Consider the following 14,845-nt stretch of genomic DNA (forward strand, 5'->3'; position numbering starts at 1 on the left):
GGCGTGGCGACTTCCGCCACACGCCGTCCACGAAGGGGCCGACCATGTCGCGCAGCACCGACCGGGTCCGGGTGTCACCGATCGTCCTCGCCGCGGGGATCGCCGCGCTCGCCGTCGCGCTCGCCCTGCCGGCGCCGCCACCGACCACGACGGGTACCGAGACACTCGGCCTCGGGGCATCGGGAGCGCTCGGTGCCGCACTCGGCGCACCGCCCTCGACGAGCGGCGCGCACCGGTTCGCGATCCGCCCACCACGGACGGTCGGTACCGGCGGAGTCGTGAGCGTGCGCTTCGCCGGGAGGGGCACCCCCGGCGCCGTCGTGGTCATCCACTACGGCGAACCGCGGGACGGCACCGGGGACGATCGCGTCGCGGAGATCGCGCCGGGCAGCAGCGCGGTGGGTCGGACCGGCCGGTTCGCCTTCACCGCGGTCCTGCCGGAGTTGCCCCGCGACGCCGATCAGGCGTCCTGGAGCGCCCGACTGATCGACCCGGAGTCGCTGGACGTCATCGGGCGTGTCGACGGCGTCCACGTGGTCGAGCACACGGACCGCCGCTCCCACGATCCGCGGCCCACCGGATGAGAGGCCGCGCAGGGTGCTGGCCGCCGCTCGGTACTGCGGTTACGTTCGCTAGACGAACGTCTGGCCAGCAGTCAGCGGCGAGACCTGACCACGAGGAGCCCCCGTGTCGACACCCCACCGCACACCGTCATCCCGATCCGTCTCCGTCCTCCTCGGTGCCGCACTGGCCCTGAGCCTCGGACTCGCCGGCTGCTCCACGGCCGGCTCCGCGGCACCGTCGCCCTCGCCGTCCCCCGCCGCACAGGGCGACGCGCCCGCGACGACCGACTCGTCCCCCTCGGTCGACGCGACCGTCGCTTCGACGACACTCGGCAAGGTCGTCGTCGACGGCAAGGGCATGACCGCCTACTACTTCGACGCCGACGTCAAGGACTCCGGCACGAGCACGTGCACCGGTGCGTGCGCGGCGGCGTGGCCGGCGATCGAAGCGTCGACCACGAAGCCGAAGGTGTCGGGCATCACCGGGACGGTCGGCACCATCAAGGGCGTGGACGGCGGGCGGCAGATCACGATCGACGGGCGCCCGATCTACACCTTCGTCGGGGACAAGAAGGCCGGCGACGTGACGGGACAGGGCGACAAGGGCGTCTGGTACGTCGTCAACCCGGACGGCAGCGAGCAGAAGAAGTAGGCCCGGCGCCCCGGTGGACCAGCAGTCCGCCGGGGCCCCTCGGGAGGGGCGAGCCCTGCGGGGTCAGTCCCCCGGGGTGGCCGGGTGTCCGCCGACCCGCACGGGCTCCACCTGTTCGAGCAAGCCGTGCACGCCGGGCAGTCCGAGCCCGGTGAACAGTGCCGCCCACAGGTCCCGGAGCTGCCCCTCGGTGTCACGGGTCAGTCGTGCACTCGTCCGGGCCCACATCACCCCGAAGGTCGACGTCAGCACGAGGTCCGCCGCACGAGCCCACTCGGGATCGGTGGCGGGGCCGACACCCCCGCTCGAAGCCGACAGGTGCCGACGGACGTAGTCGTCCCACGTGAAGACCCGCGGGATCACCTCTCCCGCACCGCGGAGTTCGTGACTCAGACGGATGGCCCCGGCAGCCACCGGACACCGGATGGCATCGGAACAGGCGGACGTCAGCATGACGAGCAGGTGCTCGAGGCCCTCGGGTTGCGTGATCAGCGAGTCGATCACCGCCCAGCGGGCCTGCTGCCGCTCGATGACCGCGAAGGCGAGCTCGTGCTTGGACGAGAAGACGTGGTAGCCGATCGCCGACTTCGGGCGGTCCATGGCGGCGGCCACCCGGGCGAACGACGTCCCCGCGTAGCCGTGGCTCGCGAACACCGCCGCCGCGGCCTCGATGATCTGCTCGCGGGTCCGGGTCTTCGCCTGCTGCCGCTGGTTCATCGCACTCCTCGTTCGGGTCTCGGGTCATCATACGAACGTCTGACAGCACGAGGGGAGCACGCCGTCCGGACGGTTTGCCTCTGATCCACTCAGCTTCCGGCATTCGCTAGACGATCGTCTGGCCCGTTGTTAGCGTTCACGCACACCGAGTCGACCCGAGCCGAACCGAGGAGTCCCCATGCGTCCCACCCCGTCCACCGCCCGCAAGCCGGCGTCCCGGCGGCTGACCGCGCTCATCGCCGGCGTCGCCCTCGGCGGAGCACTCGCCGCCGGCGCCCTGGTCCCCGCGCAGGCCGGGGCCGCCACGATCCCGCACACCGCCCACGCCCCGACCCGGTCTGCAGCCGTGGCGTTCACCGCGAAGACCCACGGCGGACCAGACCGGACGAGCTTCACCGGCACCACCTTCGCCGGCGCCGGCAAGCCCGGCACCCTGGTCATCGTCTACTACGACGCACCGGGCAAGCCCCGCGGCCTGTTCAGCAAGCACATCGCCGAGGTCACGGGCGGGGACGACATGGTCAGCGCCAGCGGGCACTACCGCTTCACCGCGGCGTTCCCCGACCTGCCGCGCGGCACGACGACGCTGCACTGGCACGCCCGCCTCGCCGACCCGGACACCCTGTCCGTGATCGGACGCATCAACGGCACCCGCCGGCTCGGCTGAACCGTGTTCCGTCACACGCAAGCGGTGCGCGTCCGCACCCTGGCCGTCGCCCTGTCCGTCGCGGCCGCCGTCGGCATCGCCCTCGCCGGCACCGCACCGGCCTCGGCTGCCACGAGCGACCCGGACCGCACCGCGGCACCGATCATCGCCGGCACCCAGGTCGGGGTCCCCGGCAGCACCTGCACGGTCGGGGCGGTCCTGACCGCCAAGGGCTTCCGGAGCCAGGTCACCGCGTACCAGCGGGCGACCAGGTGGGTCGTGCTGGCGAAGCGCTGCGCGCCGCTGCAGGCGCCGGTGCGGCTCGACGGCGCGGCCGTCGGCAGCGTGGTCTGGCAGTCCGCGGACTCCGACGTCGAGCTCGCGGTCATCCCACCCCTGGCGTGCACGCGCGTCCGGGCGGCCGCCGGGTCCTGCGACCCGTCGGTCTCGACGTACACGCCGCGAGCATCCGGTCGTGTCTTCACCCGTGTCGACGGCGACCCGGCACGTGCCGCCGTCACCGGGACCGGCCAGCCCGACGCCGATCCCTTCTGCACCAGCGGGGCGGCGAGCGGGGTGCTCTGCTCCTGGACGGCCACACGGGTGCCGACAGCGAGCCGCGCCGGCGCGCAGCACCTCGCCGCCGCACGCACCGATGCCGGCGTGGGCATCGAGCCGGGTGACGCCGGCGGACCGGTGATCAGCGCCACGAACCGGCTGTACGGGATCATCTCGGGCAGTTCGACGACGGGCACGACGAGCACGACGAGCACGACGGTGCTGCTCTACACGCCCGTGCAGCAGGTGCTCACCGAGCTGTTCCGGTACCGGCTGGCCCCGGCGTCCTGAGCCGGCTGTGACCGGGTGGTGCACCCGGCCGCGGCCGTCTCGGCGACTGAGCGCTGCCTCATGACCCGGACACACCCCGGTCACCTCGCAGCCACTCGGCCGACCACCCACCTCGCGATCCTGCGGGGATCCGGACGTCACCGCGTCCGGATCCCCGCGACCCCCGGGTCCTGATCAGATCGAGGATGCCCCGTGCCCCCGCTCCACCGCTCCCCCCTCACCCACTCCCAGCGCACCGCCCGTGTGGCCGCGACCGCACTCGCCGGCCTTGCCGTCGTCGCCTCCGCCGCGTTCTCCGTCACGGCCGCCCACGCCGACACCGCACTCCAGCCCGCGTTCACCGCCGCGGACCACCCGATCACCGACGTCCCCGGACTGGTCAACGGTCGCGAGCTCGCCGCGGTGCACGGCCGGTCCGGCCAGACCGTGAACGCTCCGCGGCTGATCCGTTCCGAGTCGCTCGACAAGATCACCGCAGCCGGGGCCACGACCCTGGCCGACGAGTACCACGTCGACCTCGTCGTCGACCTGCGGACACCCTCCCAGATCGCCGCGAAGCCCGACGTCGCGATCCCCGGCGCGCGGCACGTCGACATCTCGATGTTCGGCGCGGACGGCGACTACAGCGACGACACGGCGATGTACCACGACCTGGTCGACAAGGGCCACGTCGACCCGGCGACCCCCGGGTCGATGATCACCGCCTACCGCCGCGTGCTCCGGATCCTCGCCTCGCACACCAGCGGCACGGTGCTCATCCACTGCTCGCACGGCATGGACCGAACCGGCACCGTGGTGGACCTGCTCGACCGGGTCCTCGGCGTGGACAGCGCCGACATCCTGCACGACTACCTGCTCTCGAACACGCAGCTCGGGGTCACCTGGGCCACCCCGCAGCTGCTGCAGGGCACCTTCGAGCAGGACATCGCCACCGACTTCGGTGGGATGGACGCGTACCTGCGCGACACCATCGGCGTGACGGGGCACGAGGCCGCCGCACTGCGCCAGCGGTTCCTCGTGTCGAGCGACGCCACCGTCTCCTCGATCGCGGTCGCGGGCGTGCGCGTCCACCTGCCCGCCGCCGCCTCGTCGCAGGGTGCGACGGTGACGGCGCCGGTCCGGACGCTCCGGGCCGCCGACGTCCACGTGCACACGACGAACCCGAACGCGGTCGCCACCGTGCACGTCTCCGGCCGGACCGCACGCATCACGGTCACCGCGCAGGACGGCACCACGAAGAAGGAGTACCGCCTGACGGTCCGTCGACCGGCGACGCACCGCTGACCCGACACCGCCACCGGCCGCCACCACCGGCCACCCACGCCGACCGCTCGGACTCCCCCGGGCGGTCGGCGTGACCAACTGTTCACCACCACCGTCGCCCGCTCCGGGCGTCCGTCCGGCTACCGTGACACTCGTGCAGTCATCTGAACGACGGTGCCCGCGGTGACCGGACACCCGGCAGTCCCGACCATCCACGACGTCGCAGCACTGGCCGGAGTGTCGAAGTCGGTCGTCTCCCGTGCCCTCGCGGGCTCGTACGGGGTGGCGCCGTCGACGACCGAACGCGTCAAGCGGGCGGCACTCGACCTGGGCTACGTGGCGAACGCGAACGCCCGCGGCATGTCGGCACACCGCACGCACACGCTCGGGGCGTTCGTCCGTGATGCCTCGACCCCGTTCTACGGGCACCTGCTCACCGCGTTCCAGCTGCAGGCCGCCGCGCGCGGGTACCGCGTCGTCACCGCCACCGGCGCGGGGTCGTTCCCGGTCAGCGAGGAACGCCGGGCGCTCGAGACCCTGGTGTCCCTGCGCGTCGAGGGGCTCATCGTCTGCAGCGGCGCGTTGCCCATCGACGACGTCCTGCCGTTCGCCCGACGCATCCCGACGGTGGTCTCCGGACGCCCCGAGACGGACCCGGCGGTGAGCAGCGCCTACTGCGACGAGCGCGGCGGCGGTCGCGGCCTCGCCGACCACGTCGCCGACCTGGGGCACCGTCGCGTCGCCGTGCTGACGGTCACACCGTCCGGGTCCCTGACGCAGTCGGCCCGCACCGACGCGATGGTGCGCCGGCTCCGTGCGCGCGGCGCCGAGGTGCTCCGGATCCGCTCCGAGGACCACGGCGCGGACCCCGAGGACCTCGACTCGTTCCTCGAGCAGGTCCTCGGCGCCGGCGGCGTGACGGCGGTCATGGCACCGAGCGACCGCTGGGCCGTCGGTGTGCTCGAGTCGATGCGCCGCCGTGGTCTCCGTGCACCAGACGACCTGTCGGTCACGGGCTACGACGGGGTCGCGCCGCTCGCCACCGAGCTGCTCGGCATCACCTCGTGGCGACAGCCGCTCGGCTTGATCGGCCGCCTGTCCGTCGACGACGTGGTCGACCAGATCGACGGCCGTTCGACGGGTGTCGCCCACAACGCCGTCGACGGCACCCTGGTGCCGGGCCGGACCGCCGCACGCGTCTGACCCGGCGTCGCCGACACCGATCGTTCACCGTCCCGTCACGGGCCGACGGGTGAGATCCGGGCCGCTCCGGTCGATCATGGGGAACGTTCCCGACGATCGGGAACGTTCCCCATCGACCGACCCCGGACGGACCCATGCCCCAGAATGTCACCGCCAAACTGCCGCGCGACCCGAGCGACCCCTACCGCCACGGCATCTACCTGCGCCCGGACGCCCGCACCTGCCGCGCCGTCACGGTCGTCACCGACCAGCTCCGCGCGCAGTACGGCTTGGTGTCCGCCGGCGCCTTCCCGCCGCACGCCACGCTCGTCGGCAGCCAGCCGTTCGGCAGCAACGAGGACCAGGTCATCGCGGCCGTCACGGCGCTGCTCGACTCACGCCCGGCGTTCGACGTCCACAACGCCGGCGTCCGCGAGCAGGGCATCGGGTTCGTCTACGACGTCGCGACCCGGCCCGACGGCTCGCACAACGACGACTTCGTCCGACTCGCCGCCGACATCGATGCCGTGGTCGCCCCCTTCCGGCAGCCGATGCAGGTCCCGCCGTCGAACGACTACGACCCGGAGCAGTACCGCGCGCACCTCTCGCTCGCCTCGCACGACCTGTACGTCCGCCCGGACCTGCACGACGAGGTGGGCGCGTACATCCACGAACTCGACGTCGACGTGCCGACCGGGTTCCGCGGCGACACCGTCGTGCTCTACCGCACCGCGAGCCCGGACTGGTCCGGCCGCTGGTGGCAGACGATGACCTGGGAGCACGTCCACACCTGGAAGCTCGCCTGACCGTGGCCGCCACCCTCCGCGACGTCGCCGAGCGCTGCGCTGTCTCGCGATCGCTCGTGTCACTCGCCCTGCGGGGCGACGACGGTGTGTCGCGACCACGTCGGGAACTCGCGGTGCGGACGGCGGACGAGCTGGGCCTCCCGGTCGGCACGCTCGCCCGGCGACGCGCGCAGGGCGCGCCGCTCGTGCTCGGCGTGCTGGTCACCGAAGCCGCGAACCCGTTCCACGACGAAGCGCTCCGGAGCGCACGCGCGACCGCCGAGACCCTGGGGTTCGCGCTCCGCGTCGTGGACGGGTTCCGTGACCCCGCCCGGCTGGCCGACGGCCTGGAGGCCCTGCACGCCTCCCGCCGGTCGGCCGACGGCGTCCTCGGGGTCGCGGTCCTGAGCAGCCGGGTCGCCCCGGCACGGCTCGCTGCGGTCGCGCGCGACCTGCCGGTCGCGGTCCTCGGCTCGAGCGGGTCGGGTCTCGCCGGACTCGGACTCGACACCGTGCGCGCCGACGAGGAATCGGGCATGCGCCACCTGGTGCTCCACCTCGCCGCACTCGGGCACCGGCGCACGTGTTTCGTGGCGGAGTCGGACCACCCCTCGACGACCCGTCGTGCCGTCGCGCACGCCACGGTCTCGGCGCAGCTCGGCCGGCCCGGTGACCACCGTGTCGACGACGTCGATGCCCTGGCGGCGGACCCGGCGCGGATCGCCCGGCACCTGGGCGACGGGGTGACGGCGTTCGTCGCGACGAACGACGCGACCGCGGCGCGGCTCGTGGCGATCGCCGACGGCGCGGGACTCGCGCTCCCCCGGATGGTGGCGGTGACCGGGTTCGACGGCACCGGTCTCGGCGACCGGCTCGACCTGACGAGCGTCGACCAGCCGCGGGTCCGGATGGGCGCGCGGGCGGTGGAGCTCGTCGTCGAACGGCTGCGCGGGCGACGCGGTGACCGCCACGAGGTCCTGCCGACGCGCCTGCTGCAGCGGGGGTCGACGGCACGGGCGGTCGCCGGGCACCAGGTCGGCTGAGCACCGCGACGCCGTCGACGGCGCGGCTGGCGGAGGATCGGTCCAGTGGGCGGTGCGGTTCAGTGGGCGGTGCCGCTCGGTCGGCGGTGCGGCTCAGCCAGCGGTCGGGTCGGCGGCGGTTCGATCGGCGGCGGCTGCAGCGTCCGTGGAGGTCATCGCCGACAGGTCCTGCACCCGACGGACCAGCTCGGCGTGCGATCCCCCGGCGCCGGCAGCGACGTAGTCGTCGGCCAGGTGCGCACGGTCGACGGGCTCGCCACCGCGGAAGCCCCGGAACCACCCACCGGCCCGCTCGAGCACCAGTGCCCCGGCGGCGACGTCCCAGGGGTGCGTGGCGAAGCCCATCGTGGCGTCCGACCACCCCGCGGCGACGTGCACCAGGTTGAGTGCGCCGCTGCCGAGGCTGTGGTGGTGGCGGTACCGCACCGTCAGGTCACGCAGCAGGTCGAACGCCGCGGCCTCGCCGAGCAGGTCGAGGTCCTGCTGCACCGGGAAGCTCGTCAGCACCGTCGCGGCGTCGTCGGGGCCGGACGACGAGTGCATCGGCGCACCGTCGAGCCAGGCTCCGTCGTCGTCCGCCGCGAACACGTGGTCGGCGACCGGGTCGAAGACCACCCCCGCGACGACCTCGCCGTCGACCTCGGCCGCGATCGAGATGCACCAGTACGCGAGTCCGCGGGCGAAGTTCGCCGTGCCGTCGATCGGGTCGACGATCCACCGCACCACGGCGTCCCCGGTGGTGTCGGCGCTGCCGGGGCCGCCGGTGGTGCCGCCTTCTTCGCCGAGCACGACGGAACCCGGCACCGCCGCGGTGAGCACCGCGGTGATCGTCTCTTCGGCCGCGCGGTCGTGCAGGGTCACCACGTCGTGCGCATCGCGCTTCGTGCTGATCGTCATCGGGGCGCGGAACACGGCGAGGAGGTCGGGCGCGACGGCACGCGCGGCATCCTCGGCGATCACCCGGAGCGTCTGGGGAGCAGGAACGGTTCGCATGGTCCCCGGTTGTACGACGTCGAGGCCCCTGGACGGCGAACCACGCCGGTCGTCGGCCCGAACCGCAGGTGAACGGGTGGGTGCGAACGGTGAACGGCGGCTCTCCGCCGACGGAGGGGTTGAACGCCGCGTGAACGGGTGACGGCGGGTGATCGACGCGCCTTGACCCGTCTCCGGCACCCGCCGCAGAGTGGAGTCGTTCCCGGATAGGGAACGTTCCCTACTCGGAGGTGTCCGCCCCATGACGGTCCCCGTCACGTCCGGCCTGCTCGCCGGTCCCCCGCGTACCGCGGGATCGCCCCGGCCGCCGCAGTCGCGGCGTCCAGCACGGGCGGCCCGGTCGGCCCGGTCGTCGTTGCGCTCCGACCGACGGCTCGGTCTGGTGCTCCTCGCACCGGCGCTGCTCGCGTTCGCGGTCTTCGTCTTCTACCCGCTCGGCCGGGTCCTGGTCCTCAGCACCCAGGGCACCGACATCTTCGGCCAGCCGGCCGGCTCGGTCGGGCTGCAGAACTACGTCCGCACGTTCACCGACCCCGCGTTCGGACGGACGATGCTGACCACGGCCGTCTTCTGTGTCGGCGTGGTCGCCGGGCGGATCGTGTTCGGGCTGCTCGTCGTCGTGCCGCTCACCGTGAAGCTCCGCGGTCTGCCGGTGTTCCGAGCACTCCTGACCGCGCCGATGGTCGTCTCCGTGTCGGCCGGGTCCGTCGCGTTCGCGGCGATGCTCGCCCCCGGCAACGGGCTGTTGAACACGGTGATCACGCAGTTCGGCGGGGCACCCGTCCCGTTCCTGACGAGCACGCAGTGGGCCCTGGCGAGCGTCATCGTCGTCACGATCTGGGGGTCGCTCGGGTTCACCGTGCTGCTCCTGCTCGGAGCGTTCGGCGCCATCGACCAGGACGTCATCGAGGCCGCGCACCTCGACGGGGCCGGCCCCATCCGGACACTGTGGTCGATCTCGTTGCCACTCGTCACCCCGACGCTCTTCTTCGTGGTCGTGACCGGCACCGTCGAGGCGTTGACGACCTTCGGACAGATCCAGATCCTGACCGGTGGCGGTCCAGCCGACTCGTCGAAGACCCTCGTCTACGCCATCTACCAGCAGGCGTTCGGCTCGGGCAGCGCGAACTTCGGCCTCGCCGCCGCGCTCGGGGTCGTGCTGTTCCTGCTGGTCCTGGGGCTGTCGATCGTGCAGTTCGGCGTGCTCGAGAAGCGGGTGAACTACTGATGCGCCCCGTCACCGTCCGCCGGCTCCGGAGCGCCTTCGTCTACGCCTGGCTCGTCATCGCGGTCGTCGTCGTCTGCTTCCCCCTGTACTACGTGTTCGAGGGCGCACTCACCCCGACCCGGTACCTGGACCAGGGCCTCGCCGGTCTCGTCCCGATCCACCTGACGCTCGACAACATCGTCCGCGCCACGCAGGTCGTCCCGCTCGGAGCGCAGTTCCTGAACAGCGTCGTCGTCACCCTCGCCCAGACGGTGCTGCAGGTCGTCATCGGCATCATGACCGCCTACGCGCTCGTGTTCTGCCGGCTCCGCGGCACCCGTGCCCTGTTCCTCGTCCTGCTCGCCAGCCTGATGATCCCCGGCGAGACGACCCTGATCGCGAACTACCTGACCGTGGCGTCCTGGCACCTCATCGACACGCTCCTGGTCGTCTTCCTGCCGTTCGTGGCCTCGGCGCTGACGATCTTCCTGTTCCGCCAGGCGTTCCTGAGCTTCCCCGACGAGCTGCGGGAAGCCGCGGTCCTCGACGGCGCCGGGCACTTCCGGTTCATCCGGTCCATGCTGCTGCCGCTCACCCGCCCGACGCTCGTCTCGGTCACGCTCGTGAGCGCGACGGCCGCGTGGAACGGGTTCTTCTGGCCGCTCCTCGTCACCAACTCGCCCGAGCACCGCACCGTGCAGGTCGGCATCGCCCAGCTGTCCGACGCCGAGGCCGCCGACATCGGCGTGGTCCTGGCCGGCGCCGCCATGGTGACCCTCCCTGTCCTCGTCCTGGTCCTCGTCGCCCAGCGGTTCCTCGCCGGTGGCCTCACCGCCGGCGCACTCAAGTGACGACGCACACGTTCCCCTCCCCGATCCCCGCCCGCCCCGCACCCGAAGGACGCACCATGCCCACTCGTCGTTCCACCGCCCTCACCGCACTCGCCACCGGCGCCGTCGCGGTCCTCGCCCTGACCGGATGCTCCACGTCGAGCTCGGCGTCGGAGCGCTCCGGCCCCGTCACCGTCGACTTCTGGCACGCCATGTCCGGTCCGGCGGCGACCGAACTCGACGCCCTCGTCGCACGCTTCAACAAGCAGAACGACCAGCACATCACCGTCAAGTCGTCGTTCCAGGGCGACTACGCGGCCGTCCAGACGAAGTACACGGCGGCGGTGCAGTCCGGCTCCACGCCCGACCTGCTCATGATGAACGACGTGTCGACCGGCTTCATGATCGACTCCGGCCAGACGGTGTCCCCCGCGACGGTGAGCGGCTCGACGTCGAGGACCGACACGATGGCACCGGCCGTCTCGACCTACTACAGCGACGGCAAGTCGCTCGCGGCGATGCCGTTCTCGGTCTCGATGCCCGTGCTCTACCTGAACAAGGCACTCGTCGCGAAGGCCGGCCTCGACGCTGCGAAGCCGCCGAAGACGCTGGCCCAGGTCGCGACCTGGGCCGAGAAGATCCACGCTGCGACCGGTGGCTACGGCATGAGCATGAACATGGGCGACTCGTGGATGCTCGAGGAACTGAGTGCCTCGGGCGGCCAGCCGTTCTGCACGCCGGACAACGGCCGGAAGGGCAAGCCCGTCACCGGCGTCTCGCTCACCTCGGACACCCAGGTGCAGTTCATGAGCACGCTGCAGAAGCTGTACCAGGACGGCGCCGCCCTGAACCCCGGCACCGACTCGACCGTGCAGAACTCGGCGTTCTCGAGCGACAAGGTCGGGATGCTGCTGACCTCGTCCGGCGCGTACACGACCGTCGACCCGGACGGCTCCAAGTCGGTCGTCGCCCGGTTCCCCACCACGTCGGACTCCGACGACGCCGGCCAGGTCATCGGCGGCAACGCCCTGTGGATCTCCGGCAAGGGCCACTCGACCGCCGAGCAGAAGGCGTCGTACACGTTCGCCAAGTGGCTCCAGAGTCCCGACGTGCAGGCCGAGTGGGCGAAGGCGACCGGCTACGTCGCGATGAACACCGACTCCGCGAAGACCACCGTCGGCAAGCGCTCCCTGTCCGACCCGAACATCGCCACCATGTACCAGCAGCTCACCGACGACCCCACGAGCGTCGCAGCGGCCGGCTGCATCACCGGCGCGTTCCCGACGGTCCGTGCCACCGTCATCGGAGCCTTCAACCGCATCGTCGAGGGTGCCGACGTCGAGTCGACGATGCAGGACGCGGAACAGCAGGCCGGCAAGCAGATCGCGTCCTACAACGAGGCCGCCGGCAAGTGAGCACGGTCGACGCGTGAGCGCCCCGCGAGGCTGACCAAGGGTTCATGGAGCACGGCCGCCGTTCGCCATACGGTTGTCTGACGAAGCGGGCAGGCAGCCCGCACGACGATCGGAGCCCTGTGGTGTCTGCTGCGAACGGCCGGCCCGGCTACGGTGCTCCGGAACCCCTGCGCATCGTGTTCTCGTTCCCACGGGGACGCGGACACCTCGCACCGATGCTGCCGCTCGCCCGCGCGGCCAGCACTGCCGGACACCGGACGGCCCTGAGCGGCGCACGCGAGGCAGTCCTCGAACAGACCGGCTTCTCGCACCGGCAACCGCGGGACGTGGAGCTGCCGGCGAGCAGGCCGGGCACCGGCACCCTGACCCCGATCGACCCGAGCACGGTGCTCACCCGCGTCCCCCAGGTGTTCCTGGGGGACGCGGCCGCCGGTGCCGTCGTCGACGTCGGACGACTGGTCACACGGTGGACCGCTGACCTCGTGGTCTGCGGGGAGTTCGACTTCGGCGCGATGACCGCCGCCGAACGAGCCGGGGTGCCGTGCGTGGTGGTCCTGGCCTTCGCCTCGGCCGGCGGGACCTGGCGCGAAGCGGTGCGAGAGCCGCTCGAGGCGCTCCGTCGACGCGCGGGACTCGGGCCCGACCCGGAGCAGCACATGCTCGGCGGCGCGCTCACCGTCGTCCCGTTCCCGGCGTCGATGCGATCCGGGCGCGAGCTGCGTGGCCCGGTGATCCGGATGCGACCGGACACCTGGTCGTCACCCCCGTCGGACGCCGCGGCGTGGTTGGCCGCCGGCGACGGACCCCGCGTCTACGTCACGCTCGGCACCGAGTTCAACACGAAGTCCGGCGACCTGTTCGCTCGGCTGATCGACGCGCTCGCCACCCTGCCTGCGCGGATCCTCGTGACGACCGGACCCTGGGTCGACCCGACGACCTTCCCGGTGCCGGCGGGTCCGGGGACGATCCGGGTCGAGCAGTACGTGCCGCAGGACTCGGTGCTCGGGCTCGTGGACCTGGTCGTGAACCACGGCGGATCCGGATCGGTGACCGGGGCGCTCGCGCACGGGGTGCCCCTGCTGGTCCTGCCGCTCGGTGCGGACCAGTTGCCGAACGGCGGCTGCGTCGAGGCCCTGGGCGCCGGACTCGTCCTCGACGCCGCGACGGCGACCGCGGAGGACATCCGCACCACCGCGTCGCGGCTCCTGACCGACCCGGCGTTCCGCGTCGCCGCCGGACGGATCCGGACCGAGATCGCTGCCGGCGAGACCCCGGCCGTCGTGCTGGACGCCGTCGAGCGCCTGGTCGGTGGGTGAGCGCGCACCGCGGTGACGAGCGCCGATCAGCCCGATGCTCGGCGCACCAGGCACGTGTGAGGACGGCGTCTCGCCCGTCCTTCGGAAGGATGCACTCCCCTTCCGCTCGGCCCGCTCGTTGCACCGGGCCAACAGGTTGGGTCCGAGAGTCCCCGATTCGACCCTCACACGGCGCGAGGGCAGAACGTGGAGCCCGTCAGCAACCACTACGACGCCTTTGCGATGAGCCCGGTCCCCGCTCCCAGCCCTGACGCCGTCGCTGCCAGCGAGGTCGCCGCTGTGGTGCGTTTGGCGCCCCTTCACCGGGCATTTTTGCGGGACAGGCATGCGGCAACACCCCCGGTCAGGCGGCAGTACACAACAGAGGCTGTCGAAGGCGGCAACTGTCATGGAGCGGTGAACCACCGCCTTACGGGCACGTTCTGCCGCCCGCCAGACACACCACTATTTGTCGTAGACCGGTACGGAAGGAAGACCTCGGTCAGCTCGGGCACGATCAACGATGGACTGGATGACTGCCGTCTTGGCTGCGTTATACGAAGCTCCGCGCTGCTGAGCTCCCTCTGCGGCAGCAACTTTCGCCGCCTCGTAACGCCTCATGTCCTCGGGGTGGTTGAGGAGCCAATCCCGCAAGATGCGCTGGTTGTTGTGCTCCCATTCGTCTGCCGTGAAGAAGTGCGCGATACGAAGTCTTCGCCCGTCGCGCTCGAAGACCATCACGGGATGGGAACGCACGCTGCTTCCAAGTTCCCATCCGCCAGCTTCCAAGCGCTGGCGGTGGGCCTCGAAGTCCGCGCCGTCGCAGACCCGGACTGCAAGATCGATGATTGGCTTCGCGGCCAGACCAGGAACAGAGGTCGAGCCGATGTGCTCGACGAGCCAAACACTGTTCCCCAGCTTCTGGATCTCCTCAGCGGCAGCCTCGAATTGGTGTGGCCAGGACGGATCGTACGGAACGAGCACAGTTCGCACTCTAGATCCCGCTGCCGTCGAGCCGCTGCCCGGCCACCGATCGGTCTGCGGGACGATCAGCGACCGAACTTGCCGGTGGTTCGCTTGGACTCCCATCGATCGAGCTGGTGCAGCTCATTCCGAGAGTGCCCGACCGCGGCCATGGCCTCCTTGATGCGCGCGAGCGACAGGTCTGCGGCGGCCGCTTGTTCCAACAGCCGCGGCATCATCTCGTCGCTCTGGCCGTTGCGATCCCACCCGTTGTTGCCGATGAAGTGCAGCGTCTCGAGAAGGTCGCGCTGCTGGTTGGTGAAACCGATCCAAGAGAGATCAGCAGGAGGGGTCGTCATGACTCGATTCTGCTGGTCCACTCCGGTGTTCGATGACCGATCGTCCACCGGACACTCCGAGATCTGCGCCAGCCCCCCCCCCC

16 protein-coding genes are annotated in these 14,845 nt (G+C 71.7%); 12 read left to right on the plus strand and 4 right to left on the minus strand.

The genetic code is table 11. The features are described 5' to 3' along the window. The first annotated feature begins 44 nt into the window (after positions 1-44). Both BIU95_RS06920 and BIU95_RS06925 read left to right on the plus strand, forming a co-directional pair. Positions 45-584, plus strand: coding sequence for a hypothetical protein (locus BIU95_RS06920; protein ID WP_139179683.1), 540 nt, complete (start codon positions 45-47; stop codon positions 582-584). Between the two features lie 103 nt (positions 585-687). Continuing rightward, positions 688-1,215: a hypothetical protein gene (locus tag BIU95_RS06925; protein ID WP_017885677.1), complete on the plus strand. Its 528-nt coding sequence runs from the start codon at positions 688-690 to the stop codon at positions 1,213-1,215. A 63-nt stretch (positions 1,216-1,278) separates the two neighbouring features. Here the strand turns inward: BIU95_RS06925 and BIU95_RS06930 are convergent, their stop codons facing one another. Further along, a complete protein-coding gene (locus tag BIU95_RS06930; RefSeq protein WP_017885678.1) occupies positions 1,279-1,932 on the minus strand; it encodes a helix-turn-helix domain-containing protein in 654 nt (217 codons plus the stop codon). A 178-nt stretch (positions 1,933-2,110) separates the two neighbouring features. Between BIU95_RS06930 and BIU95_RS06935 the strand changes: the two genes are divergently transcribed. From BIU95_RS06935 to BIU95_RS06960, 6 genes are all read left to right on the plus strand, one after another. Then, entirely contained in the window at positions 2,111-2,599 is a 489-nt protein-coding gene (locus BIU95_RS06935; RefSeq protein ID WP_071251134.1) for a hypothetical protein, read from the plus strand. A 24-nt stretch (positions 2,600-2,623) separates the two neighbouring features. Then, positions 2,624-3,427, plus strand: coding sequence for a trypsin-like serine protease (locus tag BIU95_RS06940; RefSeq protein ID WP_071251136.1), 804 nt, complete (start codon positions 2,624-2,626; stop codon positions 3,425-3,427). 192 nt (positions 3,428-3,619) lie between these two features. Then, on the plus strand, positions 3,620-4,711 hold the full coding sequence (locus BIU95_RS06945; protein WP_071251138.1) for a tyrosine-protein phosphatase: 1,092 nt from the start codon (positions 3,620-3,622) through the stop codon (positions 4,709-4,711). 162 nt (positions 4,712-4,873) lie between these two features. Next, positions 4,874-5,893 carry a LacI family DNA-binding transcriptional regulator gene (locus BIU95_RS06950; RefSeq protein WP_017885682.1) on the plus strand — a complete coding sequence of 340 codons (1,020 nt, stop codon included), beginning with the start codon at positions 4,874-4,876 and terminating at the stop codon, positions 5,891-5,893. 134 nt (positions 5,894-6,027) lie between these two features. Further along, positions 6,028-6,678 (plus strand): 2'-5' RNA ligase family protein, encoded by a 651-nt coding sequence (locus BIU95_RS06955; RefSeq protein WP_017885683.1) that lies wholly within the window; start codon positions 6,028-6,030, stop codon positions 6,676-6,678. A 2-nt stretch (positions 6,679-6,680) separates the two neighbouring features. After that, positions 6,681-7,700, plus strand: a complete 1,020-nt coding sequence (locus BIU95_RS06960; protein WP_071251140.1) for a LacI family DNA-binding transcriptional regulator — start codon at positions 6,681-6,683, stop codon at positions 7,698-7,700. Positions 7,701-7,793: 93 nt separating this feature from the next. On the opposite strand, the gene BIU95_RS06965 is transcribed toward BIU95_RS06960, so the two are convergent. Further along, a complete protein-coding gene (locus BIU95_RS06965; protein ID WP_254783300.1) occupies positions 7,794-8,693 on the minus strand; it encodes an inositol monophosphatase in 900 nt (299 codons plus the stop codon). A 241-nt stretch (positions 8,694-8,934) separates the two neighbouring features. Here BIU95_RS06965 and BIU95_RS06970 point away from each other — a divergent pair, with 241 nt between their 5' ends. The 4 genes from BIU95_RS06970 to BIU95_RS06985 all read left to right on the plus strand — a co-directional run bounded on the left by BIU95_RS06970 (position 8,935) and on the right by BIU95_RS06985 (position 13,461). Further along, positions 8,935-9,921: a carbohydrate ABC transporter permease gene (locus tag BIU95_RS06970; protein ID WP_071251144.1), complete on the plus strand. Its 987-nt coding sequence runs from the start codon at positions 8,935-8,937 to the stop codon at positions 9,919-9,921. Continuing rightward, complete coding sequence (locus tag BIU95_RS06975) at positions 9,921-10,751, plus strand: carbohydrate ABC transporter permease (protein ID WP_017885687.1); 831 nt, start codon at positions 9,921-9,923, stop codon at positions 10,749-10,751. Before BIU95_RS06970 ends, BIU95_RS06975 begins: the two co-directional genes overlap by 1 nt. Positions 10,752-10,807: 56 nt before the next feature. After that, positions 10,808-12,145 carry an ABC transporter substrate-binding protein gene (locus BIU95_RS06980; RefSeq protein WP_017885688.1) on the plus strand — a complete coding sequence of 446 codons (1,338 nt, stop codon included), beginning with the start codon at positions 10,808-10,810 and terminating at the stop codon, positions 12,143-12,145. 122 nt (positions 12,146-12,267) lie between these two features. Continuing rightward, positions 12,268-13,461: a glycosyltransferase gene (locus BIU95_RS06985; RefSeq protein ID WP_254783302.1), complete on the plus strand. Its 1,194-nt coding sequence runs from the start codon at positions 12,268-12,270 to the stop codon at positions 13,459-13,461. Positions 13,462-13,905: 444 nt separating this feature from the next. Here the strand turns inward: BIU95_RS06985 and BIU95_RS17710 are convergent, their stop codons facing one another. Together BIU95_RS17710 and BIU95_RS06990 are read right to left on the minus strand one after the other, a co-directional pair. Then, the gene (locus BIU95_RS17710) at positions 13,906-14,424 is read right to left on the minus strand and encodes a GrpB family protein (RefSeq protein ID WP_161598062.1); all 519 of its coding nucleotides are present in this window, start codon (positions 14,422-14,424) and stop codon (positions 13,906-13,908) included. 65 nt (positions 14,425-14,489) lie between these two features. Next, on the minus strand, positions 14,490-14,845 hold a 356-nt coding region (locus BIU95_RS06990), incomplete at its 5' end, for a hypothetical protein (protein ID WP_217639430.1).

The sequence above is a fragment of the Curtobacterium sp. MCBA15_007 genome (genome assembly GCF_001864905.1).
In the GTDB taxonomy this organism is placed as follows: domain Bacteria; phylum Actinomycetota; class Actinomycetes; order Actinomycetales; family Microbacteriaceae; genus Curtobacterium; species Curtobacterium poinsettiae.